Below are 25,513 nucleotides of genomic sequence, written 5' to 3' on the forward strand. Positions count from 1 at the left end.
TACTTTCAGACATCGATGTAAAATTGGTATTTCGATTTTCGCGCTACGCCTTTCGATTGATTAAATACCGATTTTTGTTTCCTTTACTCACTCTCAGAAAAATACTTCTGTGATCGGGAGACTTTGTTCGCGTTGGGAGACCCACTGTATGCTCCAGATAATCGAACGCCCGCTGCGCAGCGGCGATCACAGGCAGAGGCGCTCCGTATGATCGCGCCGAACGTCAGGCTGGGCGACGGCGTCGTCATTCACCATCCGGATTTGGTCAACCTCTATGGCTGCGCGATCGGCGCGGGTACGCGCATCGGAACATTCGTCGAGATTCAAAAGAACGCCTCGATTGCAGAAAACTGCAAGATCTCAAGCCATTCGTTCATCTGTGAGGGCGTCACGATCGAGGCGGGTGTCTTCGTCGGTCACGGCGTGATGTTCACCAATGATCTGCATCCGCGTGCTGTCAACATCGACGGCACGCTTCAATCCGACAGCGACTGGCTGGTGGTTCCTACTCTTGTCAAGCGCCACGCCTCGATCGGCAGTAACGCAACCATCATCGCCGGCGTAACGATTGGCGAAGGCGCACAGATTGGCGCGGGCGCGGTCGTCACCAAGGATGTACCTGCCTACGCGATCGTTGCCGGCGTACCGGCAAAAATCATCGGCCGCGCCAAGGATGCGCCAGTCGAAGTCATTTCATCCGGGAGAGCAAGATGATTGGGGTTGCCGTCGTCGGTTATGGGTATTGGGGACCAAACCTCGTCCGGAATTTGGCAGAAACGCCGGGCGCAAAGCTTATCTGGGTATGCGATCTCAAGAAGGATCGCCTTGCCGGCGTCCAGCTGCGCTATCCGACAGTCCAGATCACCGATGATTTCGACGAGGTGTTGCGTGATCCGCGGGTTGATGCGGTTGCCATCGCGACACCGGTATCGGCTCACTACATGCTGGCAATGAAAGCCCTGATGGCCGGCAAACATGTGTTTGTCGAAAAGCCGATGGCCTCGACGTCCGAAGAAGCTCGCCGGATGGTGGAAGAGGCCGCGCGTCGCCGCCTTGTTCTCGCGGTTGATCACACCTTCATACATACGGGTGCCGTCCGCAAGATGCGGGAAATCATCGAGAATGGTCTCGGAGACATCTATTACTACGATTCAGTGCGCGTTAATCTCGGCCTGTTCCAGCATGACGTCAGCGTCATCTGGGATCTCGCAGTCCACGATCTGTCGATCATGGACTACGTCTTGCCGCAAAAGCCGGTGGCGGTGTCGGCCACAGGCATGGGCCATGTTGCGGGCGAGCCTGAGAACATCGCCTATCTGACACTTTTCTTCGAAAGCAAGCTGATCGCCCACATCCACGTCAACTGGCTGGCACCGGTCAAGGTGCGTCGTACGCTGATCGGCGGTAGCAGCAAGATGATCGTCTACGACGATCTGGAGCCGAGTGAGAAGATCAAGGTCTACGACAAGGGTATCACACTCAACGGCAATCCGCAGTCGGACGGCGAGAAGGTCTATGACATGCGCGTCGGCTACCGCACCGGTGACATGTACGCACCACAACTCGATATGACGGAAGCGCTTGGCCGCGAACTCAAGCAGTTTGTCGATTGTGTCACGACAAACAGCCAGCCGATCGCCGATGGCCATGCGGGACTTCGCGTCGTGCGCATTCTTGAAGCCGCCACCCAGTCGCTCGCACAGCGCGGGCGCGTCGTCGAACTCGAGCAGGCGAGGCTGATTGCATGATCCCCCTTCTCGATCTCAAGGCTCAGTATGCCGCCATCAAGAGCGAGGTCGAGCCCGCGGTGCTGCGCGTGCTTGCGTCGGGCCATTATGTGCTTGGCGAGGAAGTCGCCCGCTTCGAGGAGGAATTCGCGGCCTATTGCGATGCCAAGCATGCAATCGCGGTCAACACTGGGACAAGCGCTTTGCATCTCGCTCTGCTTGCTGCCGGCGTCGGCCCAGGTGACGAGGTCGTCACAGTTTCGTTCACTTTCGTCGCCACTGCTTCTGCAGTCGGCTATACGGGCGCTCGTCCTGTCTTCGTCGATGTCGAGCCGGCGACGCTGACAATGGATCCGGCCCAGCTGGAAGCCGCGATAACACCGCGGACCAAGGCTATCATGCCAGTCCATCTTTATGGACAGATGGCAGACATGGACGCAATCAAGGCCATCGCTGACAAGCACGGAATTCCGGTGATTGAGGACGCGTGCCAGGCGCATGGGGCTGAATACAAGGGACGGCGTGCGGGAAGCATCGGTGTGTCGGGCTGCTTCAGCTTCTACCCCGGCAAAAACCTCGGCGCCTGTGGCGAAGGCGGCATCGTCGTCACAAATGATGACGAGCATGCCAAGACAATCAGGATGCTGCGGGACTGGGGTCAGGAACAGCGCTATCATCATACACTGAAGGGCTTCAACTACCGCATGGATGAAGTCCAAGGCGCAATCCTGCGCATCAAGCTTCGGCATCTCGAAGCCTGGACCGAAGCACGACGGGTTCGTGCAGATCGCTACTCCACGCTCTTGGCCGGCTCGCGCTCGGTGCGCATCCCCGGCGCGATGATGGACCGGCGCCATGTCTACCACGTCTACGCCGTGCGCACCCACGACCGCGATGAGTTGCAGCACTCTCTGCGGTCAGAGGGCATCCATACCGGGCTCCACTATCCGATCCCGGTCCACTTGCAAAAGGCCCATGTTGACCTTGGGTATCGTGCCGGAGATCTCCCGGTATCGGAGGCGGCAGCGCGTGAGGTTCTTTCGTTGCCGATCTATCCGGAGCTGACATTAAAGCAAGTCGATCAGATTGCTGCTGCTGTGGAGCAGGACGCCTATGTCAGCTGACCCCGTCACCGGTGTGCGTCTTGTCCTGGCCGTGCACGGGCGCCAGCAACCCTCCGTGGACCCTGGCTATGTCGTTCATCTGGCTGAAGAGCTGATGCGCTCGTATGGTACCGCAGGCCTCGTGGAACTCTACGCACGCTTCGCGACCGGCGATGGTTTCGTTGACAGTTTCATGCGCAAGGCGATCTGGAAGAGTCTGGCGCGCGCATGTGGCAACGGTTTGCAGGTCGGCAGCGGCGCCGGTTTCAAACATCTGGAAACCTTCGAAATCGGTGACGGGGTTTTTGTCGGCGCACAAGCCTACATTCAGGGCAGATTCGACGGCACCTGCCGGATCGGAAACAACGTCTGGATCGGCCCCCAGGCCTATTTTGACGCGCGTGACCTCGTGCTTGAGGATCACGTTGGATGGGGGCCAGGCGCGAAGGTCCTGGGTTCAAGCCATACTGCAATGCCAATCGACATGCCGATTATCCGCACCGACCTCGAAATCAGACCTGTCCGCGTTGGCGCATGGGCAGACATCGGCACCAACGCCACCATCCTTCCCGGCGTAACCATCGGTAAAGGCGCAATTGTCGGCGCCGGTGCAGTCGTCGTTGACGATGTCGCGCCCTTTTCTGTCGTTGCCGGCGTTCCTGCAAAATTCCTGCGCTGGCGAACGGATCAGGATTTGAGCGGACCACATTCGGAGAGTTAGAGTATGAAGGACAAACGGATTTTGATCACCGGCGGCGCCGGCCTCATCGGCTCGCATATTGCCGATCTCGTCGCTCGCGAGGAACCTAAAGAGATACTTATCCTCGACAATTTTGTCCGGGGCCGACGCGAGAACCTGGCTGTCGCCTTCGACAACGCGCCAGTGACCATTGTCGAAGGCGACATCAGGGATCGCGTCCTTCTCAAAGAGCTCAGCCAGGGCGTAGACGTTGTTTTCCACCAAGCGGCCATTCGCATCACGCAGTGCGCGGAAGAGCCGCGGCTTGCTTTTGACGTTTTGGCAGGCGGGACCTTCGACGTGCTTGAAGCGGCGGTGCAGGCCGGGGTGTCGAAAGTTGTGGCAGCATCCTCTGCCTCGGTCCTTGGACTGGCCGACACCTTCCCGACCACCGAAGAACATCACCCCTACAACAATCGTACCATCTATGGCGCCGCCAAAGCCTTCAACGAGGGTCTGCTGCGCAGCTTCGCTGACATGTACGGTCTGCGCTACGTGGCGCTTCGCTACTTCAACGTCTACGGTCCGCGTATGGACGTCTACGGCGCCTATACGGAGGTTCTGATCCGCTGGATGGAACGCATCGCCGGTGGCCTTCCGCCGATCATTCTTGGTGATGGTACACAAACGATGGATTTCGTGCACGTGCACGACATTGCCCGTGCCAACCTGCTGGCTGCGAAATCCGATGTGACCGATGAGGTCTTCAATGTGGCAAGCGGCAGCGAGACGAGTCTGCGCGAGCTTGCAGCCCTCTTGACCAAGGTCATGGGCTCTTCGTTGGAGCCGCAATTCGGGCCGGCGCGGAAAGTCAATGCTGTGCCCAGGCGCTTAGCCTCGACTGCCAAGGCCGAGAAGCTCCTCGGCTTCACCTCACAGGTGACGATGGAAGATGGCCTGCGGGATCTCGTAGAATGGTGGCGCCAGGAAAAAAGCCTGAACGCAGGAGAGGCAGCATGAGCCAGATCCCGGTTGCCAAGCCTGTCCTCGGCGAGCAAGAGGTCGAGGCGGTCCGACGCGTCATTCTGTCTGGGTGGGTTACACAAGGGCCTGAGGTGGCGGCCTTCGAAGAAGAGTTTGCCGACTTTGTCGGTGCACGGCACGCATGCGCCGTTTCCAATTGCACCACCGCACTTCATCTCGCCCTAAAGGCCGTCGGGGTCGATGCGGGTGACGAGGTCATCACGGTTAGCCACACCTTCATCGCCACTGCAAATGCGATCCGCTATTGCGGCGCTGTGCCTGTCTTTGTCGATATTGAGAAAGACGGCTACAACATCGATCCTGATCTGATCGAGGCGGCCATCACGCCCCGAACCAAGGCTATCATTTGCGTCCACCAGCTGGGAATGCCCTGTGACCTGCATCGTGTCGTCGCGATCGCAGCCCGTCATTCCATACCCGTGATCGAGGATGCCGCTTGCGCGACGGGCAGCGAAATTCTCTGGAAGGGTCGCTGGGAAAAGATCGGCAAGCCTCACGGCGATATCGCGTGCTTTTCGTTTCATCCCCGCAAGGTGGTGACAACGGGTGACGGCGGTATGCTGACGACGGCCAATCCAGAGTATGATCGAAAATTCCGTCTGTGGCGGCAGCATGGCATGAGCGTCACCGATGCTGTGCGGCACGGTTCAAAGCAGGTCATTTACGAGAGCTATCCAGAGATCGGCTTCAATTACCGTATGACGGACATGCAAGCTGCCGTGGGTCGCGAGCAGTTAAAGCGCTTGAGCGAGATCGTCGCCGACAGGCGCGAACTGGCGGAGCTTTATCGCAAGGAGCTTACGGCCATCTGCGGAATGAGATTGCCCGATGAACCCCATTGGGCTCGCAGCAATTGGCAAAGTTTTTGTGTCGGCCTGCCAGCCGATTGTGATCAACGCGCCTGCATGCAATCATTGCTCGATAGAGGCATCTCGACTCGGCGCGGCGTGATGAATTGTCACCTCGAAGCGGCTTATTCGAACGTGGTCTCCCATCGGATTGCCGGCGTGTTGGACAACAGCGTTGCAGCCCAACACAACACGATCATCCTGCCGCTCTTTGCCCAGATGACCATGGCTGAAATTTTGCGGGTTGCAAGCGCGCTGCAAACTGCAATCCGAACGCCACATTCGACTGCAAACACGCCAGATGCCGTGCTTGCTTAAGCCTCCGGACGGCCGCTTCTTTATCCTTTAACCGAGAGCGCTATACCGTATGCGGTGTTTTGATCCCACCTTCCGGATCGCAGGTTGATCGGTGATGTTTCACGCCCACCGAGGGCTTCGACATATGACGATTACAGGGTTTACGCATAGCACCAAGGCTGATGAGCCAGTGCAGCGTTTTGAGGTCTTCACGGGCTCCGGCCGCCGCCGCGACTGGAGCGATAAAGAGAAGGACCGGATAATCGCGGAGAGCTACACCGGCGAAAGATCGGTGAGCACAGTTGCGCGGCAGCATGGATTGTCGCCAGGTCAGCTGTTCACATGGCGACGGCTTGCCCGCAAGCCACTGGATGCGGTCGCCGATCATGTTCCGATGTTTGTGCCAGCGGCTGTGGACGTGCGACGAGAACCTAAAGAAAGCGAGACGGATGCGTTCGCCGAGGAAACCATATGACGATAACGGCGGACGAGCTTCCGGATGACCTGAACGCGCTGAAGGCGATGGTGCTTTCGCGCGAGGCAGAGAATGCTCGCCTACGGCAGATCATCAAGGAATTGCAGCGCCACCGCTTCGGTCGCCGCGCCGAAACGCTTCCCGAGGATCAGCTTCTCCTTGGGCTGGAAGAAGCCGAACAGGTCGAGGCGGAGGGTCTTGAAGCGAAGGAAGAGGCGTGGGCCGTCGTGCGTCATGCACGCGTTGCCAAACGGCGAACGAACCGGGGGGCGCTTCCTGCCCATCTGCCACGCATCGAGATGATCGTCGATATCGATGACCATGCCTGCCCAGGTTGCCGTCATGATCTGCATCGGATCGGCGAAGATGTCAGCGAGAAGCTCGACATCGTTCCCGCCCAGTTCCGGGTTCTGGTTGTTCGTCGACCAAAGTATGCCTGCCGGGCCTGCGAGGATGTCGTCGTCCAGACTCCGGCTCCCGCCCGGCTGATCGAGGGTGGCATTCCCACCGAGGCAACCGTCGCCCAGGTTCTCGTCTCCAAATATGCTGACCACCTGCCCCTCTATCGGCAGACGCAAATCTACAAGCGGCAAGGGATCGACCTCGACCGCTCGACGCTCGCGGACTGGGTCGGTCGTGCCGCCTGGCACCTTCGTCCGGTCCATCAGCGACTGCTCGATGTGTTGAAGAAATCATCCAAGCACTTCGCGGACGACACGACTGCACCGGTGCTCGATCCGGGGCGCGGCAAGACCAAGACGGGTCAGCTCTGGGCGTATGCTCGCGATGACAGGCCATGGCAGGGCACCGATCCGCCCGGTGTCGCATATGTCTATGCGCCGGATCGCAAAGCCGAACGCCCGATGGCGCATCTCGACGGCTTTATCGGTGTTCTCCAGGTGGACGGCTACAGCGGCTATCGCCCGTTGGCTGCCAGGAACACCGTGTCGCTGGCTTTCTGCTGGAGCCATGTCCGTCGGCGCTTTTACGAACTGGCGCCGCTGGTCCGGCACCCATTGCCACCGAGGCGCTCAGACGTATCGCCGAACTCTACAAGATCGAAGACGAGACACGTGGCCGCACGCAGGAAGAGCGCTGCACCGCTCGTCAGGAAAAGAGCCGTCCGATCACCGATAGCCTCGCTCCTTGGCTACGTGAACAGCTTGGCCTCATCAGCCAGAAGACAAAGCTTGCCGAGGCGATCCGGTACGCCCTGTCACGCTGGGATGGGTTGAGCCGGTTCATCGACGACGGCCGGATCGAGATCGACTCCAACACCGTCGAGCGGTCAATTTGCCCAATTGCTCTCAATCGCAAGAATGCGCTCTTTGCAGGTTCCGACGCCGGGGCGGAACATTGGGCGACGATCGCCTCGCTGATCGAAACCGCAAAACTCAATGGCGTCGAACCGCTTGGTTATCTCGCCGACGTCCTCACCAAAATCGTCAATGGACATTCAAACAGCCAGATAGACGACCTTCTGCCATGGGCCTATGTCGCACCGCGCCAGACCAAGGCCGTCGCCTGAGAACGCCGCTTACGGTGCTGCTTCCCACGGGATAGGAGAAACGCGCTCTCAGATGCCAACCGGTCCGGCCCACGCGCATTCGAACGCAGGTATCGGCATAGAGAACCCCTTTAGTTGCAGTCGTGCGGTTTCCGTAAAGGTAGCGCTGCTGTGCTGATTCCGGAACACACTCTCCGATACGAGAATCTGATCGGTCGAGGCCGCCGAGCATAAGCGGGCAGCTAGCTGAACTGTCGTGCCAAAAAGATCGTTACTGTCCTCGACGGGTTCTCCGCAATCAATGCCGATCCGAATGTGTATAGGCTCGGCGTTGCCTCGGTTGTACCGGTGGAACCCCTGATGAATGGCGGTGGCGCAATCAACGGCCTGCGTAGTGGACACGAAGGACGCCATTATGCCGTCGCCAGTGTGTTTCACCTCACTCCCGCCGTGCTCTTTCAAGCATCTTCGGACTACGGAATCGTGTGCCCTGACCAGTTCCGTGCCCATGCGGTCGCCGAGGCGGGCGGTCATTTCCGTCGAGCCCACTATATCCGTGAACATGATCGCGCGGTGGGCGCAGTCTTCATTTTGTGATTTTCCTACAGGAGGTTCGGGATCCTGGATCCGGCCAAGAAAAGCCTCCACGGCGGAAAGAGCTACCTCGACAACCTCGCCGGCTACATGGCCGTGCGCCACGCGATGGACGCACTGAGCGGTTTCTTTGTCTGGTGCATCTATCAGGCAAAACGCAGTGCCGCGCTGATGGTCGAACCAGTAGGTCAGGAACTTCACTCCATACTCGTCCTGGACTTCGAGATCCTTCCGATGTGCCTCGGCAACGTCTGCGGCGCTATATCCTTTGAGATCATGACGATCCATGAATATGGCCATCGTCTTCCCTTTCCCCGGTCTCCAGGAAGTGTATGCCCGATCGGAATTTTGGGCAATCGATCGATTCCCTTTCGGGTTGAGTGTGCTGGCGATTCCGCAAAAGCCGCCGCCGGGTGAATAACTGCTCCGGCGAAAGCCAATGCCGTCGCGCCACTGCGAAAACCATCACGTTGGCCGAATAGCCTTCGGCGACAATCTGCGCCTTCTCTTCGTTGCTCCAGTCGCGATGACGTACCGTTCCTGTGAAGACCTCGAACCGCCGCACGGGCTCCTCTTCCCTTGTTTCAAGCGTAAGCTCTGAAATCGTCATATGTCCAAGCCCTCAGTAGGCCTGGAACATCAACGATCAGAACGTGATCCGGTAGGTGGGGTCAGAACACCGCATACGCTATACCGATTGGCGGATCCGCCCTCGAATTGGCCACGGCAGCGATTCTGGAGGCAGGAGCTGCGTAAGGATTTTGAGCGAGTGCACTCCGCTCAAAACCGCAGCTGCCGATCCCAATGCGGTTGCCTGCCAAAACGACAAAATCTGGAATGCAGCAAAGACGCATGCGGCAAGTGGTATATAGGTCAGTACCAACCCTCTATTTGCGGTCGACAAGCGAAAGGCGCTGAGGCGGTGAGCGACCCACGAAATGAGCAGGCTGTGCCAGAGATAGAGCCCCAGAAACGCGACCCCCGCGCCTGTCACTCCAAGCATCCTGACAAGAACCCAGGCTAGGCCGATATGCACTACGGCCGCTGCGACTTCCGTCCAGAAGAAAGCTTTTTGTACACCCTTGGCTAGAACTATAAAGCCTATCGGCCAAGCGATAATGCGCAGCATCATCCCAAGGCAAATCCAGCGAAGTAGATCAACCGCTCCGTTGAACTCGGGGGTGTAGAGAATGTGCATGGCGAGCGGCGCAAACGTAAGCGTGGCAAGCAATCCTGGGCCGGCAAGTAAAATGCTGATCTGAACCTGTTCATTGACCAGGCGATTGCACGCCAGATTATCATTGGCGACGGCCGTCAGCCGTGGGTAGAAATCCGTTCCCATCGCTTGCAGGATGAAGCCGGCATAGAGGCCGCCCAAAGCCCAAGCGGCCTGGTACAGGCCCGCTGCAGCCACTCCGTCCTGGTTCAGCACGATGATCCTAATGGCATAGGAACTCCCGACAGTGAGAAAAGCGCTGACCATAAAGATAGAGCCAAGTCTGAGCAGTACCCGGGTTTCCGCGAACACTTGTTTCAGCGATACCGCGGCACGTTCGATGCGAACCTTGCGACTGTACCACCACGACGTTGCTGTGGTGATCGCCGCGACGCAGACAATCGACATAACGACGCCCTCGTCGCGGAAGAAATAGATCAGGGGAATGCTCGTCGCTGTACTGAAGAATGCCGCCAGGACATTGATGCGGGCAAGGCTGCCAATCTGGCGCATTCCCTGAAGGAGTGCGGCTTGTCCTGCGGATACGATCTGAAAGAAAACCGCGACCGAAAGCAATATGATAGCGTTGACATGCTGCTCATTTCCGAAGGTGAGCCTTGAGATTGGTCCAGCAAACAGTGCCAGAAGAGCGGCCCCAAGCAACCCGAGAAGGAGGGAAACCCGGCGCAGGACGATTGCTGTGCGCGCGATGCGATTTGCGTCGTTGCTGCCGACGGCTTCTGCAATCTGGCGCACTCCGCTGGCGTTCACGCCAAGGCCGCCGAGCGAATGGGCGATATCTGCCGTCGCGCCGTAAACACCCATCAGACCAATGCCCGCAGGGCCAAGCAGTACGGCCATTGCCTTGTTGCGAATGATTGAAAAGCCGATGTTGATCAGTGACGAGCCACCAATCAAGACCGTTGATTTGAGGATTTGGGCATAGCTTTGCCGATCCGCGGCGCTGGGAAGAAGAGCCATTCAACTAGCCCACGGCTGGAGATATTGCCTGCGGAACGATCGTCGGGGTGCCCTTGCGTCTGTCATTGGATTATCTTTGCAGCAGCGCCCATCGATGTCTGTGCGCTCGACGGCGTCGTCGACGTCGCAGCAGATCGGCGAGCGACCTTCAGCACGTCTCCTGGCAACATTGCAGTCGTTTCGGAGGCTTCCATTTCACTGCTTTTTCCCGTGTCGAGCCGCACGATTTTGAAAACGACCAATGGCTGCTCGCTTTCTTGCGAACCGTCGTCGTGCGCTATGCTGTCCATCAGCAGTTTCTGTTTGGTTTCTCGCTTCAATCTCAACTGGGTGAGGTTTGCGCGCTCGGACTGAAGCTCGGAGGCAACCTCTGTTTGGCGCCTGTCGTATAGACCTTCGAGATTGCGTGTTGCCTGGCTTATGCCTTGTCGAGCGCGCATGATTGATGCTGCGAGATCGAGCTTGTCGTTTTGATAGCTTCTCATGGTGCGCTCGACCTCTGCCTGGCGCGCTGGGACGATTGCGCCTCGCTCAATGAGCGCGATCGTACTATCGAGTTGTTGCTGGACCGACTTTATGTTGGCATCTGTACTCTTGATTTTCTCTTGCTGAACCCTGATCTCCTCAGACAGGAGATCACGCAGCTCCGACAGCGACTTGGATTGACGGGCCACCTCGTTTGCGCGAGCCAGGAATATCGCTTCCTCTTGCTTGTAGATGGATGCCGTCAATGGATCGGCGTTCGACAGCTCCTGTTGGAATTGCAGGGTCTTCTCGCCTGCCGTTTCCGCTTCGAGGCGCTTAATTGTGACGCCTGCTCGAACGATGGAAGCATCAATCTCCTTCAGTTCACCGACTAGCTGGGTCACGTCCAGCGAGCTCTGCAGCGTACTTGTCGAGCGCATTTCGCCGCCGCCCATGGCGAAAGCCTGAAGGACTGTCAGTCCTGTGTGAAATTGATACTCCCCTGGTTTTGCAACGTCGCCGACGACGTAGATCGGGGGATAGCCCAAGATCTCGATTGTTGCCGACGGCTCGTCCACCAAGCCGATCTTGTCTTTAAGTTGCCTGGCGATATCCGACGCTAACGCAGCCTCATCTTTCTTACCGATTGGAACCCTTCCAAGCAGGGGCAAGGTGAGTGCTCCATCGTCGGAGATTGTGAATTCTCCTCCAAGCGTGCCCCATTGCTCGTAAGCGCCCTTTGTCGGCATCCATTGAACGATCGTCAGTCGGATCTTTGTGTTCGGCTGAAGCGGGCCACTGACGCCGGCACCTGCCGTTGAAACCAGGCCGATGCAAGCTATCATAAGCGGTCTGGCAAACCGGCCTGCAAGAGCGGACAGTATTCGCATATATTTCTCCCACCATCGCAGCATGGAGTAAAAGAACCAATTAGCGATGGTAATACGGTTTCCCAGCAGCCAAGCATTGCTGAATTACTTGAAGGTAAACTATCCTATAGAAAGTCGAGTAAGCAAGCTCGCCTACCATCACCAATATGGGTGAGAAACGCTTCAAGGCCTGACTACGATTGTCGCAACTGCTGCAACCCTAACCAAAGGGACTACTGAAAGGCCTTCGGCACTACTATCGATGAACTATCATACGTTCCAAAACTAGCCGAAGATGTCACTTCGCAGCACGCCGCCCAAGTTTTTCAAGTACGGGTGATTTCGCAATGGGTGATATCGATGTCCGCTTCTACTTCTCTATTCTTCTCCGGAGATTGCCATATATCTTGGTGATCGTGGTGGCGACGACGGCACTCGCCGTGATCGTAGCGCTGATTCTACCTCTTACCTACCAGTCTTCTGCCAAGATTTTAGTCGAGGCGCCGCAGATCCCGGTGAACTTGGTTCGATCGACAGTTACGACAAGTTCTCTTGGGCAATTGCAGATCATCCAGCAGCAACTGACAACGCGAGACAATCTGGTACGGCTTGCTTCCAAACTTGGCGTATACGCCAATGAAAAGGAGAAGCCGCCGATCGGATCGATCGTCAAGGATATGCGTTCGCGCATAACATTCGATGAAATGGAGCTGGTCAGTGCAGATGGTGCCTCGGTCTTCACCATTGGGTTCGAGGCCGCCACGCCAGCTCTCGCTGCAAAGGTCGCCAATGAATTGGCAACGTCGATCGTGACCAGTAATCAGCGACAGAGAACCGATAGGGCAGGCGATACCCTGGAGTTCTTTAACCAGGAGGTGAAACGGCTCGACGCTGACTTGAACCGGATCGAGGCGGACCTCCTGAAATTCAAGAACGAGAACAGGGATACACTACCAGAGAGCCTGGAATTTCGACGCACCCAGCAAAGCAGCTTGCAGGAGCGGCTGATATCTCTTGAGCGTGAGGAATCAGACCTTCGCACCAGACGCAGTCTCTTGGTCGAGACCTATATGGTAACCGGAAAATATCCGACCGGCGAGCCGCTGACTGCGGAACAACAGATGCTGATGGATCTCAACAAGGCTCTTGCCGACCAGCTTGCTGTCTTCTCCGAAACGAGCCCCAATATTATCGCACTTCGAGCCCGTATTGCCGCCTTGCGCGGGAAAGCGGCTCCGAACAAGGAACGAGGCGTCGACAACAAGGCCCAATCCGGACTTGACCTTCAGCTCTCTGACGTGGACAGGCGAATTGATGCAATCGAGCAGGAGCGCGTGCAGATCACGCAGAAGATTGCTGATCTTACGCAATCCATCAGGGCCACGCCAGCCACCGATATCCGCCTCAACGCACTTGAACGAACGTTGTCGAATACGCAAACGCAGTACAACACGGCGATTGCCAGACGCGCGGACGCTTCATTGGGCCAGCAAATAGAAGCGCGGTCCGATGGGGGGCGATTCTCGCTGCTGGAGGCGGCCACGGAGCCGCAATCACCGCTGAGATCGCGCCGTCGTCTCATCGTCCTTGCCGGCTTCCTGGCCGGCGTTGCACTCAGCTTCGCGATCATCGTATTGCTTGAGGTGTTGAACAAGACGATCCGCCGGCCGGCCGAATTGGTTCAAATGCTTCAAGCTCAGCCACTGGCGGTTATTCCTTTCATCGCGACCCCCGACGAAACGCGAGCCCCACTGCTAAAAAGAACGCTGAGCAGTGTCAGACACGGATTTTAGTACGGCTGATGTCCTGGGTTTCCAGGCACCACCAACAGCAGACATGAACCGGAATAGCGTCACGCTCTGGCGCAGTCATTGAGGACTTTTGATGGAATATGCTGGGAGATCGTCGCGCAGGAGAGGGACACCCGAGATGGATGACCGGACCCCGGCGCTGCCGGAATCGCTGGAGATTGTCAGAGGCGCGTGGGAGAGACTGTCCCCGCTCATCATCGACCACGATGCCGCAGCCAACAACCGAATTGTCACGTTGAGCCGTTCAAATCCGGCCCACGCAGCCTTTGATATGATGCGAACGAAGCTTCTCGGCCTCCTCAGGGAGAACAAGTGGACCTCGGTCGCCATAACCTCTCCCACACCAGCGTGCGGGAAAACGTGTATTGCAGTGAACCTCGCATTTAGTCTTGCCAACCAGAGGGATTGTCGAACGGTATTGGTCGATCTAGATTTGCGGCGGCCCCAGATCGGCAAGACACTGGCCATCAAGAATCCAGGTTCTGTCGAAAACTTCCTCAAAGGCGATGCTGGACTGCGCGAAACCTTCTTGCGGTATGGAGACAATCTCGCGATTGCCGCAAACAGACAGGCGACGCACTTCGCGGCCGAACTCCTTCACAGCCCCGCAGCTACCCGATCGCTGCGAGAGATGCGCCAGGAAATAAGGCCGGATGTCATCCTTTATGACTTGCCTCCCATGTTGTCGACAGATGATGTGCTCGCGTTTTTGCCGAATGTGGACGCCGTCATCCTGGTTGCTGCGTCTGATCACAGCACCCTCAAGGAAGTGGACGTCTGTGACCAGAGCCTGCGCGAGAAGACGAACGTCATCGGGGTCGTCCTTAACAAGAGTCCGTACAGTCAGGAGCAATACGGCTACTAGGGAGTAAAGGCCATTTTGATGTCCCTGGTGGGCATCTAGGCTGGCACATCAATGCCGATGGTATCGCTGCCGCGCGCGGCGCTGTCAAAATGGTGGCAAGGCGGGTCGGCGAGACCATGTGCTGCGAAACGTTCGAGTTGAGCAACGATCTCAGCCAGGCCGCGCTGTTGTGCATAATGCATTGGACCACCGCGCCAGCGAGGGAAGCCATATCCGTGGATCTTCACCAGGTCGATGTCGACGGCCCTGAGCGCGACCTTCTCGTGCAGGATCTTCACGGCCTCATTGACCATCGGCAACACGATGCAGTCGACGATACTTGGTTCATCCCATGGCCGTTGCGGCATTCCCTTGGCTACGTCGGCAATGATGTCGGCAACGATTTTGGATGGCTTCGGAGTGCGATCGCCCCTGGCGTAATCGTACCACCCGCCGCCGCTCTTTTGCCCGAAGCGTTCCAATGCACAAAGCCGTTCCGCGATTGGCGCGAAGGGGGTCTCGCCGCGCGCACGCGCCGCCCGGCGTTGGAAGGCGGCAATGTCGAGACCGCCGAGGTCCTGAGCCTCGAAGGGGCCCATCGGAAAGCCGAACGTGCGCATCGCCGCGTCGACCGCCTGTGGTGTCGCGCCTGCTAGCAACAGGCGCTCGGCCTGGGCGCGGGTGATTTTCAGGATCCGGTTGCCAATAAAGCCATCGCAGATGCCGGCGCGCACCGGAATCTTGTTCAGCATGCGGGCGAGCGCAAAACCCGTCGCCAGTGTCGCCGGCGCAGTTTGAGCTGTCGGCACGATCTCCAGAAGTTTCATGACATGAGCCGGGCTGAAGAAGTGCAACCCGACAAAGCGCTCCGGATACTTGATGCCGGCGGCAATCTCTTCGGGATCGAGGTAGGAGGTGTTGGTGGCAAGCACGGCGTCAGCGCGGCAGACTGCAGACAGCCTGCTGAAGACGTCGCGCTTGACGTCGATATCCTCAAATACCGCCTCTATGACGAGGTCGACTCTGGCCAGAAGGCCATAGTCGGTCGTGCCCGTTACGGCCGACAGCCGCTCGGCCGCGGCTTCGGAACTGATCTTACCGCGCTTGACCAAACCGTCGAAAATCGAGCGCAGGTTGGAAAGGCCGCGTTCGACCGCAACCTCGTCGCGCTCCACCAGCGTGACGGGCAACCGCGCATCACAAAGGGCTGCCAAGATTCCTGCACCCATGGTTCCGCCACCGATAACAGCGGCAGAACTGATCCTCCGGGGCTCGACACCGCCAAGCTCCGGCGGCCTCAGGGCTGCACGTTCCGCGAAGAAAACGTGACGCAAGGCAGAAGCCTGGGACGAGCCGCGCAACTCGAGAAACGTCTGGCGTTCGAAGGCCATTGCAGCCTCGAAATCGGCCTCAGCCGCCTTACGCACGCAGGCGAGCGCACGCAGCGGCGCGTCCTCGCGCTTGGCGCGGCCGGCAACCGCCGTCGTGATCGTTTCCCAAAACGTTGCGTCCACTGCGGGCACACCTCGTTGGCGAAGTGGAAGCGGAAGTGACTGATCGAGGGCCGCGCGGGCAAAGTCGATTGCCCCCTTTTCCAGATCACCTTCGACGACCGCATCAATCAGACCGTGCGAACGGGCCTTTGGCGCCGCCACCGGCGTGCCGGCTGTGACCATTTCCGCGGCAAGCGCCGGCCCGACGAGCCGTGGCAACCGCACCGTGCCGCCGGCGCCGGGGACGATGCCGAGGCGGACCTCGGGCAAGCCGACGCTCGCTGACGGTACTGCCACGCGAAAGCGGCAGCCAAGCGCCACTTCAAAGCCGCCGCCGAGCGCACTGCCATGAATTGCGGCGACCCACGGCTTGGCTGCCGTCTCGATGCGTGCGACGAGATCCGGTAGGTGAGGGGGTGTCGGCGGCTTGCCGAATTCGTTGACATCGGCACCGGCAATGAACGTCCGACCCTCGCAGATCAGCACAACTGCGCGCACCGCGAAATCGGCGTCCAGTGTCTCGGCTGCATTCCACAGATCCTGCCGCACTGCCTGCGACAAGGCGTTGACAGGCGGGTTGTCGATGGTGACGACGGCGATCTCGCCGGAGTGTTCGATGGTCACGGTCATGATGTCAAATTCCCAGGTAGGCTTCGCGAATGCGTTTGTCGGCAATCAGGTCCTGCGCAGGCCCCGACATTGTAATCCGGCCGGTCTCCATCACATAGCCACGGTCAGCGATCGAGAGCGCGCTAAAGGCGTTCTGTTCGACGAGCAGCACCGTGACGTTGAGCGCGCGCAGCCCCTTCACCACCTCGAAGATCTGGGCAACGAGGATCGGCGCCAGCCCCATGCTCGGTTCATCGAGCAGCAGGCAGGAGGGGCGGGCCATCAGCGCGCGGGCAATCGCAAGCATCTGCTGCTGGCCGCCCGAGAGGCCGCCGGCGGCGAGATTGCGCTTTTCGCGCAGCACCGGGAACATGGCGAAGGCATCCTCCATGTCACGTTCGACCTTGTCATCTGAGAAGAGGAAGGCCCCAAGGCGCAGGTTCTCCTCGACCGAGAGATTTGTGAAGATCTGGCGGCCTTCCGGCGACTGCGATAGACCGCGCGCCGGGCGGCGGTAAGCCGGAACCGTGTTCAGGGGCTCGCCGCGAAACACGATCGAACCCGATGAAACCGGCTGTATTCCGGAAAGGCAGCGCAAAAGTGTCGTCTTGCCGGCGCCATTTGCGCCCACCACCGTGACGATTTCACCCGAGCCCACGTGGAGATCGATGCCGTGCAGCACCTCGATGCGGCCGTAGCGCGAGCGCAGTCCCTCAACCGTCAACATTGGCTGCCTCCGCGCCTTGCGCACCGAGATAGGCTTCGATGACCCGAGGATTGCGCGCGACGTCCGCCGGTTCTCCCTCCGCGATCTTCTCGCCATGATCGAGAACCACGATGTGGTTCGATATCCGCATGACCATCTTCATGTCGTGTTCCACCAAGAGAATGGAGACCCCCTCACCGGCGACCTCCGCAATCAAGTGATCGATCTCCTCCGTTTCGACGGCATTGCAGCCTGCGGCCGGTTCATCGAGAAGCAGCACACGCGGCTGCGACGCGAGCGCGCGGGCAATCTCCAGGCGCTTCAACGCACCATAAGAGAGCGAACCGGCAGTCCTCTCGGCAGCCTGGGCAAGGCCCACCCGTTCCAGCAGTTTATAGGCGCCAGCCTGCGATGTACGGCTTCGACGGCGCGACGCCGGCAGAGCCAGAAGATCGGCCAGAATCGATCCGCGCTCATGCAGGTGATGACCGACGGTGACGTTTTCGAGGACAGTCATCGTCTGGAATATCTGCAGGTTCTGAAAGGTGCGCGACAGGCCGCGCTCGGCCAAAAGATGCGGGCCAAGGCCGGTGATCTCTTCCCCGGCGAGCAATATTTGCCCGCGCCCGGGCAGGTAGACGCCGGAGATCATGTTGAAGAGCGTCGTCTTGCCGGCGCCGTTCGGTCCGATCACGGAAACAATCTCGCCCGCCTTCAGCGAGAAACTCACGTCATTGACGGCACGCAGACCGCCAAAGTCGATCCCCAGGCTCTCGACTTGCAGCAGGCTCATTCTCCCCTCCCTCTGATCAGGCGCGAAAGGCTCGGAAGCAAACCATCCCGCATGAAGATCATGACAAGCATCATGATGAGGCCGAGTACGAGCTGCTCATACTCCTGGAACACGGTCAGGACCTGCGGCAGCGTCGTCAGGATTGCTGCTCCGAGGATCGCGCCGGCAACCGATCCTGCACCGCCGAGGACCGCCATGGTGACCAGTTCGATCGAATGCATGTAGCCGGCAACATCAGGTGTGATGAACTTGTTCTGCAGTGCCAGCAGCGATCCTGCGATCGACGCGTAGACGGCCGAGATCACGAATGCCTTGAGCTTGTATCTGGCGACATCGACGCCCACCGTGCGGGCGGCAACCTCCGAGCCGTGCAGGGCCCGCAGGGCTCGCCCGGTCGGGCTATGAAAGAGGTTGAGTGCCAGCCAAGCGCCGATCAGCATGATCAGACCGGTAAAGGCATACCAGAAGACCGGGTTCGACATGTTGAGACCCAGTGATTTCAGCAGCGCCCGCAATCCGAGGTCTGCTACAGCAATGCCGTCAGGACCACCGGTCCATCCCGCTTCATTGGCAAGCACCATGGCAACCAATGCTCCAAGCCCCAGGCTTGCAACGGCCAGGTAGTATCCCTTCAGCCTCAGGATCGGTCGTCCGACCAGCCAGGCGAGAAGGCCAGAGAGCACAGCACCAAGGATCGCAGCCAAGGCTGGATGCAGCCCCAGATGCAGCGGCGCAAGCGCGCAGCTATAGCCGCCGATGCCAACGAAGCCGGCATGCCCGAGGCTGATTTGACCTGCATACCCCGTGAGGATGACGAGACCCGTTACCGCAAGTCCGTTGACAAAGATCAGCGAGCCGACGCGAAAATAGTAGGACGATGGAAACAGGAAGGGCAGGGCAATGACGACGAGCGCAAGCACCAGCAAGGTGGTGGTTTTCGAGGAGAGTTTCATCGTCATACCCGATCCGTGACTTTGCGGCCAAAGATGCCCTGCGGCATGGCGAAGAGGACGGCAAGGATGACGATGAAGGCGGCAGCGTCCTTATATTGCGAGCTGATGTAGCCGGCCGTCATTGCTTCGAGGATGCCGAGCAGAAGGCCGCCCACCAGCGCTCCCTTGGGATTGCCCATCCCGCCGAGCATGGCAGCGGCAAATCCCTTCAGCGCAAGCGAGATGCCGACGTCATAGCTGGTCAGCGTGATCGGTGTCACGAGAACGCCTGCCAGCGCGCCGATCGCGGCCGAGAGTGCGAAGCTCAGTGTCATGATGTAGCGGGTATTGATGCCGACCAGCTGTGCGGCCATGCGGTTGTTTGCTGTCGCCAGCACGGCGCGTCCGGTCAACGTCTTGGTAAAGAACAGCCACAGCCCAATGAAGACGGCCAGCGCGCCGGCAACCACCCATAGGCTCTGCGGCAGTATGGTCGCCCCGGCGATCGCAATCGGCGCATCGCCTGAGAAGGAAGGAAAGCGGTGCAGCTGCTTGTCGAAGGTGATCTGTGTCAGGCCGCGGATGAAGATCGAGGCGCCAATGGTGATGATGATCAGGGAGACGACGGGCGCGCCTCGTGCTGGCTCGATGGCGAGCTTGTTGAGCGCGACCCCGATTGCTGCTGTGGCGAGGATTGCGAGGATCGCCGCCAGCGGCAGGGGAATGCCCGCCTGATAGGCGAAGACGGTGATCATGCCGCCGAGCATGACGAATTCGCCTTGGGCGAAGTTCACGACATCGGATGCGTTGTAGATGATGGTGAAGCCGAGCGCGACCAGCGCGTAGACCGCGCCGACCGTCACCCCGGACAGCAGAAATTGCATGAACTCGGCCATGGGTCCCTCCGTTTGCGCAGCGCGAGGTCGGCAGGGCTAGCCCTCCCGACGGTAGCGGCTTTGCGCTCAGTCGACGATCTTCCAACCGCCATCATGGATCTCGAGCATGCGGAAGGCGGTGAGATCGAGGCCGAGGTGGTCGTCGTCTGCCATGGTGACGGTGCCGGTCGTTCCGACGAGGCCCTTCGTCCCTTCGATGGCCTCGCGGATGGCGGCGGGATCGGCCTTGCCGGCGCGGTTGATTGCGTCAACCAGAATACGCAGTGCATCGTGCGCATAGCCGCCGAAGGTCGAAACCGGCTTGCCAGTGGCCGTTTCGTAGCTCTTCTTGTAGGCGGCAACGACGGCGCGCTGCGGATCATTCTCGGGCAAGAGGTCGGCCACCAAAAGAGCCGTACCCGGCAGGCGAATACCTTCAGCAGCACTTGCACCGGCAAGATCGATGAAGCCGTTGGAGGCAACGCCGTGCGACTGGTAGAGGGGCAGGCCGACGGCAAGCTGTGCGTAGTTTCGCGTGACGATGGCCGGCCCCTGGCCAAAGCCCGGGTTCAGGATCGCCTGGATACCAGGCGTGTTCTTGATGTTGGTCAGCTGCGGGGTCATGTCCGCATCGTTCGGCCCATAGGTTTCATCGGCGATCACCTCGATGCCGTACTCGCCGACAATTGCCAGGCACTGCTTGTGCATCGAGGCGCCAAAGCCGTCGGAGCCGGAAATCATGCCGACCCTGGTGTAACCCTTCTTCTTCATATCATCGAAGATCTTTGCGCAGGCCATGCGATCGGTGTGCGGTGTCTTGAAGGTGAAAGGCTTCACGGGATCGATGATCTCGATTGCGCCGGCAAGGGAAATGAAGGGGATCTCGGCGTCTTCGGCAACCGGAATGATCGCCATCGAGGTGCCGGTCGTGGTGCCGCCGATGACGGCGGTCACCTCGTCGTCCTCGACCAGACGCGTCGCGAAGGTGCGTGCCTTGTTGGGATCGCCGCCATCGTCGTAGATGACGAGCTCGAGCTTTTCGCCGAGAACGCCGCCGGCGGCATTGATCTCGTCGACCAGAAGCTTCAGCGTCTTTGCTTCCGGATCACCGAGGAATGAGGCGGGTCCGGTCTCCGAGACAGTTGCGCCGATGCGGATGTCGGCAAGGGCTGGGCCGGCAAAGCCAATAGCCAGCGCCAGCGTACCCGCGAGCCCGGTGGTCATCGCAAATCTCATGTCAGTCTCCTCCCAAGAGAACATAGGTTAAGTCAAAGCCCGTCACGCCGCCTTCGGGCGGCGCCACATGACGGTACGGAATCGGTTGGCCACGAAGGCTGTGTCGGTCAGGCTGGCGTTGCCTGCCGGGTTGGCGCCGGTGACATGGAAATCGCTGAACGCAGCACTCTGGTTGACGAAGACGCCGCCAGTCAGATTGATCGAGAGGTTGACGCCTGCCTTTGCGAAGGCGTCCACGGCAGCGTCAGTTCGGCTGTCGTTCGTGTCGTAGAGTGCCGCGGTGATGGCACCCTTGCGATGGGCAAGGGTTGCCGCTTTTGTGATGCCGTCGGCTGCATCCGCAACGGCGACGATGAAGGCGATCGGACCGAAGCGCTCTTCCTCATGCGCATCCGTCTTGTCGGCATCGACGGCAAGGACGAGGGGTGTTGCCGTGCGCGCATCTCCTGCGTCGATCGGGGCAGAATCGCGAATGATCTTTCCGAGGCCACGGGCTGTCTCTATACGGGCCAAGGTTGCCGGATTGGCGATAGCGCCGCAGACGCCGGCGGCGCGCGCCGGATCGGCAACAAGGTCGTCGATTGCCGCAACGATACCCTCTGCAACTTCGTCGAAGCTCTTGTGACCCTGGTTCGTCTCTATGCCGTTCCTGGGGACGTAGATGTTCTGGGGCGCGGTGCACATCTGGCCGCTGTAGAGGGAGAGGGAGAAGGCGATGTTGGCGCACATCCCGGCGAAATCGTCGGTGGCAGCGACGACGATCGAATTGACACCGGCCTCTTCCGTGTAGAGCTGAGCCTCTCCGGCATGCCGGCGCAGCCAATTGCCGAAACTGTTCGAGCCGGTGTAATCGATGATCGACACCGCGTCGTTCTCAACCAGATCGCGGGTGATTTCGGCTGCCGGCGCATCAGCTGCCAGAAGCGCGATATTGGCGTCAAATCCCTCTTCGCCAAGCACCTGGCGGATGACCGAAACGGTGATGGCCAAAGGCAGGATTGCGCCCGGATGCGGTTTGACGATGACCGTGTTTCCGGTCGCAAGGTTGGCAAACAGGCCCGGATAGCTGTTCCAGGTCGGGAAGGTCTGACAGCCGATGACCAGCGAGACGCCACGCGGCACGATCCGCCAGTGCTTTTCGAGAACGATTGGCTCGGCTTTTCCTTGCGGTTTGGTCCAGACGGCCTGAGCGGGCGTGCGGGTCATCTCCTGGAAGGCATAGGCAACGGCTTCGAGGCCACGGTCCTGTGCGTGCGGGCCGCCAGCCTGAAACGCCATGGCAAACGCCTGTCCGGTCGTATGCATGACGGCGTTGGCCATTTCGAAGCTGATGCGATTGAGGCGGGCGAGAATTTCAAGGCAGATGCCGATGCGGGTCTCCACCGAGGCAGCCGCCCATGCGGGTGCAGCAGCCTGCGACGCCGCAATCAGGGTCTTGGCATCGGCAGCCGGGTAGGTGACGCCAAGGGTCGGGCCGAACGGCGAAACCTCAGCGCCAACCGTTGCCGTTGCCGGATGACCGGCAAGGTCGAAGGGCTTGCCGAGCCGGGCATTGTAGGAGGACAGACCATCGTCCTTGGCGGTTTCGCCATAGATCTTGCCACTCGGGATTTCAGGATAGGCCGACCAATAGCCGCGTTCCTGCGCTGCCTTCAGGGCTGCGCCAAGTGTAGGCTCGTGGCGGGCAAACAGGGTGTGCATTCACATGGTCCTCTCATGCTCTGGATTTATAATTGACCGGCCGGTCGGTTTATGCAAGAGTTTTTTCATGAGCCGCACGATCCTGGCGGAACTGGAGGAAACATGTCCGAATCCGACACCGTCCTGTCGGCGTTTGCCGATGGCGTCCTTACGCTGACCCTCAACCGCCCCGACAAGCTCAATGCCTTCAACGAGGACATGCATCTGGCTCTGCGCGCCGGTTTTAAGCGTGCGCATGACGATGCGTCCGTGCGCGCCGTGCTTCTTACCGGTGCTGGTCGAGGCTTCTGTGCGGGGCAGGATCTCGGCGATCGCGATCCGCGCAAGGGCGGCGCTGCTCCCGACCTCGGGCGCACGATCGAGCTCTTCTACAACCCGCTGATCCGCCTCATCAGGACGCTTGACAAGCCGGTCGTCTGCGCCGTGAACGGCGTCGCCGCAGGCGCTGGCGCCAACATTGCGCTTGCCTGCGACATCACCCTGGCTGCGCGCTCGGCGCGCTTCATTCAGGCCTTTGCCAAGATCGGCCTGGTGCCTGATTCCGGCGGCACCTGGAGCCTGCCACGGCTGCTTGGTGAAGCGCGCGCCAAGGCGCTCGCACTGACAGCAGAGCCGCTCGACGCGGAAACGGCGGCAAGCTGGGGCCTGATCTGGAAGATCGTCGAAGATGCCACACTCCTTGATGAAGCCAACGCGCTTGCTGTCAGGCTTGCCGCCGGACCGACAAAAGGCCTTGGCATGACCAAGCGTGCCATTCAGGCGGCGGCGACCAACTCGCTGGATGAGCAGCTGGAGCTCGAACGCGATCTTCAACGCGAGGCCGGACGCAGCGCCGACTACGCCGAGGGCGTCTCAGCATTCCTGGAAAAGCGCAAGCCGGAGTTTAAGGGACAATGACCGACAGGCTCGTTCTGACGGCGCAGGAGCTTGCCGACGCCTGCGCGGACGCGATGTGGCGCGAGGATAACGCCACGCGTCATCTCGGCATGGCCGTGGAGCAGGTAGCACCGGGCGTGGCGGTGATCTCGATGGTTATCAAGCCTGAAATGACCAACGGTCATGGAACCTGCCATGGCGGATATATCTTCACGCTGGCCGACTCCGCCTTTGCCTTTGCCTGCAACACCTACAACCAGCGGGCGGTCGCGCAACATTGTTCGGTCACCTACATCGCACCCGCCTTTGCCGGCGACCGGTTGACGGCAACCGCGCGCGAGGTTTCGCGGCGCGGTCGCGGCGGCATCTACGACATCAACGTGACCAATCACAACGGCGAGCAGATAGCCGAATTTCGCGGTCACTCGCGCACCGTCAAAGGCACCCTTTTGCCGGAGCGGCCTTAAAGCCACCGGCCGTTCATCTTGGAGGAGACAGACATGGAAGACCTATCACCCCGCCCCGGCGACCTCGACGCGATCGAGACCGCCTCGCGCGATGAGATTGCAGCACTCCAGCTCGATCGGATGAAATGGTCGTTGAGCCACGCCTATGAGAACTCCGCCTTCTACCGCGCGCACTTTGACGAGGTGGGCGTCCATCCGTCGGATCTGAAATCGCTGGCCGATCTGGCGAAGTTCCCGTTCACGACCAAGAAGGATCTTCGTGACACTTATCCCTTTGGCATGTTTGCCGTGCCGCGCGAGAAACTGACGCGCATTCACGGTTCGTCGGGTACGACAGGCAAGCCGACGGTGGTTGGCTACACGCAAAAGGATATCGACATCTGGGCAGACGTCGTGGCGCGTTCGATCCGCGCCGCTGGCGGCCGTCGTGGCGACATGGTCCATGTCGCTTACGGCTATGGGCTCTTCACCGGCGGCCTGGGTGCCCATTACGGCGCCGAGCGGCTGGGCTGTACCGTCGTGCCGATGTCCGGCGGCATGACCGAGCGGCAGGTCACGCTGATGCAGGATTTCAAGCCACGCATCATCATGGTGACGCCCTCCTATATGCTCTCCATCCTCGACGAATTCCGCCGCCAGGGGATCGATCCGCGCGAAAGCTCGCTGGCCGTCGGCATCTTTGGCGCCGAGCCCTGGACAAACGCGATGCGCCAGGAGATCGAGCAGTCGTTCGACATGCATGCAGTCGATATTTATGGCCTTTCGGAAGTCATGGGGCCTGGCGTTGCCAGTGAGTGCGTCGAGACCAAGGATGGTCTGCACATCTGGGAAGACCACTTCTATCCGGAGATCGTTGACCCGGCGACGGGCGAGGTTCTGCCCGATGGCGAAATGGGCGAACTGGTCTTCACGACGCTGACCAAGGAAGGTCTGCCGATCATCCGCTACCGTACGCGCGACCTGACGCGGCTCTTGCCCGGCACCGCACGCTCGATGCGGCGCATCGAAAAGATCACCGGCCGATCGGACGACATGATGATCCTGCGTGGCGTCAACGTCTTCCCGACGCAGATCGAGGAGCAGATCCTGAAATGTCAGGGGCTCGCCCCGCATTTCCAGATCGAGCTCAGCCGCGCCGGCCGTATGGATCAGATGATCGTTCATGTCGAGTGCACGCCTGACGCCGCCGACGAAATTACGCGCGCTTCCTCGGCAAAAGCCCTTGCCCACTACATCAAGAGCGTCGTTGGTGTTACCACAAAGATCGAGATTCGCGACCCGGGTGGAGTCGCACGGTCCGAGGGTAAGGCCAAGCGGGTCGTCGACAACAGGCCGAAGGAATAAAGCCGATTGCTTCCCGGTGCG

At 59.7% G+C, this 25,513-nt stretch carries 23 protein-coding genes and 1 pseudogene; 13 read left to right on the plus strand and 11 right to left on the minus strand.

The features are described 5' to 3' along the window. The first annotated feature begins 207 nt into the window (after positions 1–207). The 8 genes and pseudogenes from ACSQ9D_RS22505 (at position 208) to tnpC (ending at position 7,701) form a co-directional block, all read left to right on the plus strand. Positions 208–714, plus strand: coding sequence for an acyltransferase (locus tag ACSQ9D_RS22505; protein ID WP_436284180.1), 507 nt, complete (start codon positions 208–210; stop codon positions 712–714). Then, positions 711–1,748, plus strand: coding sequence for a Gfo/Idh/MocA family protein (locus ACSQ9D_RS22510; RefSeq protein ID WP_436284181.1), 1,038 nt, complete (start codon positions 711–713; stop codon positions 1,746–1,748). Before ACSQ9D_RS22505 ends, ACSQ9D_RS22510 begins: the two co-directional genes overlap by 4 nt. Continuing rightward, positions 1,745–2,851 (plus strand): DegT/DnrJ/EryC1/StrS family aminotransferase, encoded by a 1,107-nt coding sequence (locus ACSQ9D_RS22515; protein WP_436284182.1) that lies wholly within the window; start codon positions 1,745–1,747, stop codon positions 2,849–2,851. The genes ACSQ9D_RS22510 and ACSQ9D_RS22515 overlap by 4 nt, the downstream gene beginning before the upstream one ends. Beyond that, a complete protein-coding gene (locus ACSQ9D_RS22520) occupies positions 2,841–3,551 on the plus strand; it encodes an acyltransferase (RefSeq protein ID WP_436284183.1) in 711 nt (236 codons plus the stop codon). The genes ACSQ9D_RS22515 and ACSQ9D_RS22520 overlap by 11 nt, the downstream gene beginning before the upstream one ends. A 3-nt stretch (positions 3,552–3,554) precedes the next feature. Next, positions 3,555–4,529: an NAD-dependent epimerase/dehydratase family protein gene (locus ACSQ9D_RS22525; RefSeq protein ID WP_436284184.1), complete on the plus strand. Its 975-nt coding sequence runs from the start codon at positions 3,555–3,557 to the stop codon at positions 4,527–4,529. Continuing rightward, a complete protein-coding gene (locus tag ACSQ9D_RS22530; protein WP_436284185.1) occupies positions 4,526–5,719 on the plus strand; it encodes a DegT/DnrJ/EryC1/StrS family aminotransferase in 1,194 nt (397 codons plus the stop codon). The genes ACSQ9D_RS22525 and ACSQ9D_RS22530 overlap by 4 nt, the downstream gene beginning before the upstream one ends. A 124-nt stretch (positions 5,720–5,843) precedes the next feature. Beyond that, the gene (tnpA, locus tag ACSQ9D_RS22535; RefSeq protein ID WP_436284186.1) at positions 5,844–6,173 is read left to right on the plus strand and encodes an IS66-like element accessory protein TnpA; all 330 of its coding nucleotides are present in this window, start codon (positions 5,844–5,846) and stop codon (positions 6,171–6,173) included. Next, positions 6,170–7,701: pseudogene (tnpC, locus tag ACSQ9D_RS22540) on the plus strand (IS66 family transposase). Before tnpA ends, tnpC begins: the two are co-directional and overlap by 4 nt. Before the next feature lie 48 nt (positions 7,702–7,749). On the opposite strand, the gene ACSQ9D_RS22545 reads toward tnpC, so the two are convergent. From ACSQ9D_RS22545 to ACSQ9D_RS22560, 4 genes are all read right to left on the minus strand, one after another. Next, positions 7,750–8,574: a nickel-binding protein gene (locus ACSQ9D_RS22545; RefSeq protein ID WP_436284187.1), complete on the minus strand. Its 825-nt coding sequence runs from the start codon at positions 8,572–8,574 to the stop codon at positions 7,750–7,752. Then, positions 8,549–8,884, minus strand: coding sequence for a transposase (locus ACSQ9D_RS22550; RefSeq protein ID WP_436284188.1), 336 nt, complete (start codon positions 8,882–8,884; stop codon positions 8,549–8,551). Before ACSQ9D_RS22550 ends, ACSQ9D_RS22545 begins: the two co-directional genes overlap by 26 nt. 78 nt (positions 8,885–8,962) lie before the next feature. Next, complete coding sequence (locus ACSQ9D_RS22555) at positions 8,963–10,471, minus strand: O-antigen translocase (protein WP_436284189.1); 1,509 nt, start codon at positions 10,469–10,471, stop codon at positions 8,963–8,965. Between the two features lie 62 nt (positions 10,472–10,533). Continuing rightward, the gene (locus ACSQ9D_RS22560) at positions 10,534–11,826 is read right to left on the minus strand and encodes an exopolysaccharide biosynthesis protein (RefSeq protein WP_436284190.1); all 1,293 of its coding nucleotides are present in this window, start codon (positions 11,824–11,826) and stop codon (positions 10,534–10,536) included. Positions 11,827–12,152: 326 nt separating this feature from the next. Here ACSQ9D_RS22560 and ACSQ9D_RS22565 point away from each other — a divergent pair, with 326 nt between their 5' ends. Next, positions 12,153–13,598, plus strand: a complete 1,446-nt coding sequence (locus ACSQ9D_RS22565; protein WP_436284191.1) for a GumC family protein — start codon at positions 12,153–12,155, stop codon at positions 13,596–13,598. A gap of 136 nt (positions 13,599–13,734) precedes the next feature. Beyond that, complete coding sequence (locus ACSQ9D_RS22570) at positions 13,735–14,481, plus strand: CpsD/CapB family tyrosine-protein kinase (RefSeq protein WP_436284192.1); 747 nt, start codon at positions 13,735–13,737, stop codon at positions 14,479–14,481. A gap of 35 nt (positions 14,482–14,516) precedes the next feature. Here the strand turns inward: ACSQ9D_RS22570 and ACSQ9D_RS22575 are convergent, their stop codons facing one another. From ACSQ9D_RS22575 to paaN, 7 genes are all read right to left on the minus strand, one after another. Continuing rightward, on the minus strand, positions 14,517–16,583 hold the full coding sequence (locus ACSQ9D_RS22575; RefSeq protein WP_436284193.1) for a 3-hydroxyacyl-CoA dehydrogenase NAD-binding domain-containing protein: 2,067 nt from the start codon (positions 16,581–16,583) through the stop codon (positions 14,517–14,519). 4 nt (positions 16,584–16,587) lie between these two features. Then, positions 16,588–17,289, minus strand: a complete 702-nt coding sequence (locus ACSQ9D_RS22580) for an ABC transporter ATP-binding protein (RefSeq protein WP_436284194.1) — start codon at positions 17,287–17,289, stop codon at positions 16,588–16,590. Then, complete coding sequence (locus ACSQ9D_RS22585; RefSeq protein WP_436284195.1) at positions 17,276–18,061, minus strand: ABC transporter ATP-binding protein; 786 nt, start codon at positions 18,059–18,061, stop codon at positions 17,276–17,278. Before ACSQ9D_RS22585 ends, ACSQ9D_RS22580 begins: the two co-directional genes overlap by 14 nt. After that, a complete protein-coding gene (locus tag ACSQ9D_RS22590; protein WP_436285142.1) occupies positions 18,058–19,014 on the minus strand; it encodes a branched-chain amino acid ABC transporter permease in 957 nt (318 codons plus the stop codon). The genes ACSQ9D_RS22585 and ACSQ9D_RS22590 overlap by 4 nt, the downstream gene beginning before the upstream one ends. 2 nt (positions 19,015–19,016) lie before the next feature. Continuing rightward, on the minus strand, positions 19,017–19,889 hold the full coding sequence (locus ACSQ9D_RS22595; RefSeq protein ID WP_436284196.1) for a branched-chain amino acid ABC transporter permease: 873 nt from the start codon (positions 19,887–19,889) through the stop codon (positions 19,017–19,019). Between the two features lie 66 nt (positions 19,890–19,955). Further along, complete coding sequence (locus tag ACSQ9D_RS22600; RefSeq protein WP_436284197.1) at positions 19,956–21,104, minus strand: ABC transporter substrate-binding protein; 1,149 nt, start codon at positions 21,102–21,104, stop codon at positions 19,956–19,958. 42 nt (positions 21,105–21,146) lie between these two features. Beyond that, complete coding sequence (gene paaN, locus ACSQ9D_RS22605; RefSeq protein ID WP_436284198.1) at positions 21,147–22,805, minus strand: phenylacetic acid degradation protein PaaN; 1,659 nt, start codon at positions 22,803–22,805, stop codon at positions 21,147–21,149. A gap of 102 nt (positions 22,806–22,907) precedes the next feature. Here paaN and paaG point away from each other — a divergent pair, with 102 nt between their 5' ends. The 3 genes from paaG to paaK are packed head-to-tail and all read left to right on the plus strand — an operon-like array spanning position 22,908 to position 25,492. Beyond that, positions 22,908–23,702, plus strand: coding sequence for a 2-(1,2-epoxy-1,2-dihydrophenyl)acetyl-CoA isomerase PaaG (gene paaG, locus ACSQ9D_RS22610; protein WP_436284199.1), 795 nt, complete (start codon positions 22,908–22,910; stop codon positions 23,700–23,702). Next, on the plus strand, positions 23,699–24,148 hold the full coding sequence (gene paaI / locus ACSQ9D_RS22615; RefSeq protein ID WP_436284200.1) for a hydroxyphenylacetyl-CoA thioesterase PaaI: 450 nt from the start codon (positions 23,699–23,701) through the stop codon (positions 24,146–24,148). The genes paaG and paaI overlap by 4 nt, the downstream gene beginning before the upstream one ends. 33 nt (positions 24,149–24,181) lie before the next feature. Then, the gene (gene paaK, locus ACSQ9D_RS22620; RefSeq protein WP_436284201.1) at positions 24,182–25,492 is read left to right on the plus strand and encodes a phenylacetate--CoA ligase PaaK; all 1,311 of its coding nucleotides are present in this window, start codon (positions 24,182–24,184) and stop codon (positions 25,490–25,492) included. The last annotated feature ends 21 nt before the right edge of the window (positions 25,493–25,513 follow it).

The organism is Rhizobium sp. LjRoot258, from assembly GCF_964254185.1.
Classification (GTDB): domain Bacteria; phylum Pseudomonadota; class Alphaproteobacteria; order Rhizobiales; family Rhizobiaceae; genus Rhizobium.

What these genes read in the sequence shown, in the direction of transcription:
- ACSQ9D_RS22505 (WP_436284180.1), top strand. Translation starts at nt 208, where the DNA reads ATGATCGCGCCGAACGTCAGGCTGGGCGACGGCGTCGTCATTCACCAT.
- ACSQ9D_RS22510 (WP_436284181.1), top strand. Translation starts at nt 711, where the DNA reads ATGATTGGGGTTGCCGTCGTCGGTTATGGGTATTGGGGACCAAACCTC.
- ACSQ9D_RS22515 (WP_436284182.1), top strand. Translation starts at nt 1,745, where the DNA reads ATGATCCCCCTTCTCGATCTCAAGGCTCAGTATGCCGCCATCAAGAGC.
- ACSQ9D_RS22520 (WP_436284183.1), top strand. Translation starts at nt 2,841, where the DNA reads ATGTCAGCTGACCCCGTCACCGGTGTGCGTCTTGTCCTGGCCGTGCAC.
- ACSQ9D_RS22525 (WP_436284184.1), top strand. Translation starts at nt 3,555, where the DNA reads ATGAAGGACAAACGGATTTTGATCACCGGCGGCGCCGGCCTCATCGGC.
- ACSQ9D_RS22530 (WP_436284185.1), top strand. Translation starts at nt 4,526, where the DNA reads ATGAGCCAGATCCCGGTTGCCAAGCCTGTCCTCGGCGAGCAAGAGGTC.
- tnpA (WP_436284186.1), top strand. Translation starts at nt 5,844, where the DNA reads ATGACGATTACAGGGTTTACGCATAGCACCAAGGCTGATGAGCCAGTG.
- ACSQ9D_RS22545 (WP_436284187.1), bottom strand. Translation starts at nt 8,574, where the DNA reads ATGGCCATATTCATGGATCGTCATGATCTCAAAGGATATAGCGCCGCA.
- ACSQ9D_RS22550 (WP_436284188.1), bottom strand. Translation starts at nt 8,884, where the DNA reads ATGACGATTTCAGAGCTTACGCTTGAAACAAGGGAAGAGGAGCCCGTG.
- ACSQ9D_RS22555 (WP_436284189.1), bottom strand. Translation starts at nt 10,471, where the DNA reads ATGGCTCTTCTTCCCAGCGCCGCGGATCGGCAAAGCTATGCCCAAATC.
- ACSQ9D_RS22560 (WP_436284190.1), bottom strand. Translation starts at nt 11,826, where the DNA reads ATGCGAATACTGTCCGCTCTTGCAGGCCGGTTTGCCAGACCGCTTATG.
- ACSQ9D_RS22565 (WP_436284191.1), top strand. Translation starts at nt 12,153, where the DNA reads ATGGGTGATATCGATGTCCGCTTCTACTTCTCTATTCTTCTCCGGAGA.
- ACSQ9D_RS22570 (WP_436284192.1), top strand. Translation starts at nt 13,735, where the DNA reads ATGGATGACCGGACCCCGGCGCTGCCGGAATCGCTGGAGATTGTCAGA.
- ACSQ9D_RS22575 (WP_436284193.1), bottom strand. Translation starts at nt 16,583, where the DNA reads ATGACCGTGACCATCGAACACTCCGGCGAGATCGCCGTCGTCACCATC.
- ACSQ9D_RS22580 (WP_436284194.1), bottom strand. Translation starts at nt 17,289, where the DNA reads ATGTTGACGGTTGAGGGACTGCGCTCGCGCTACGGCCGCATCGAGGTG.
- ACSQ9D_RS22585 (WP_436284195.1), bottom strand. Translation starts at nt 18,061, where the DNA reads ATGAGCCTGCTGCAAGTCGAGAGCCTGGGGATCGACTTTGGCGGTCTG.
- ACSQ9D_RS22590 (WP_436285142.1), bottom strand. Translation starts at nt 19,014, where the DNA reads ATGAAACTCTCCTCGAAAACCACCACCTTGCTGGTGCTTGCGCTCGTC.
- ACSQ9D_RS22595 (WP_436284196.1), bottom strand. Translation starts at nt 19,889, where the DNA reads ATGGCCGAGTTCATGCAATTTCTGCTGTCCGGGGTGACGGTCGGCGCG.
- ACSQ9D_RS22600 (WP_436284197.1), bottom strand. Translation starts at nt 21,104, where the DNA reads ATGAGATTTGCGATGACCACCGGGCTCGCGGGTACGCTGGCGCTGGCT.
- paaN (WP_436284198.1), bottom strand. Translation starts at nt 22,805, where the DNA reads ATGCACACCCTGTTTGCCCGCCACGAGCCTACACTTGGCGCAGCCCTG.
- paaG (WP_436284199.1), top strand. Translation starts at nt 22,908, where the DNA reads ATGTCCGAATCCGACACCGTCCTGTCGGCGTTTGCCGATGGCGTCCTT.
- paaI (WP_436284200.1), top strand. Translation starts at nt 23,699, where the DNA reads ATGACCGACAGGCTCGTTCTGACGGCGCAGGAGCTTGCCGACGCCTGC.
- paaK (WP_436284201.1), top strand. Translation starts at nt 24,182, where the DNA reads ATGGAAGACCTATCACCCCGCCCCGGCGACCTCGACGCGATCGAGACC.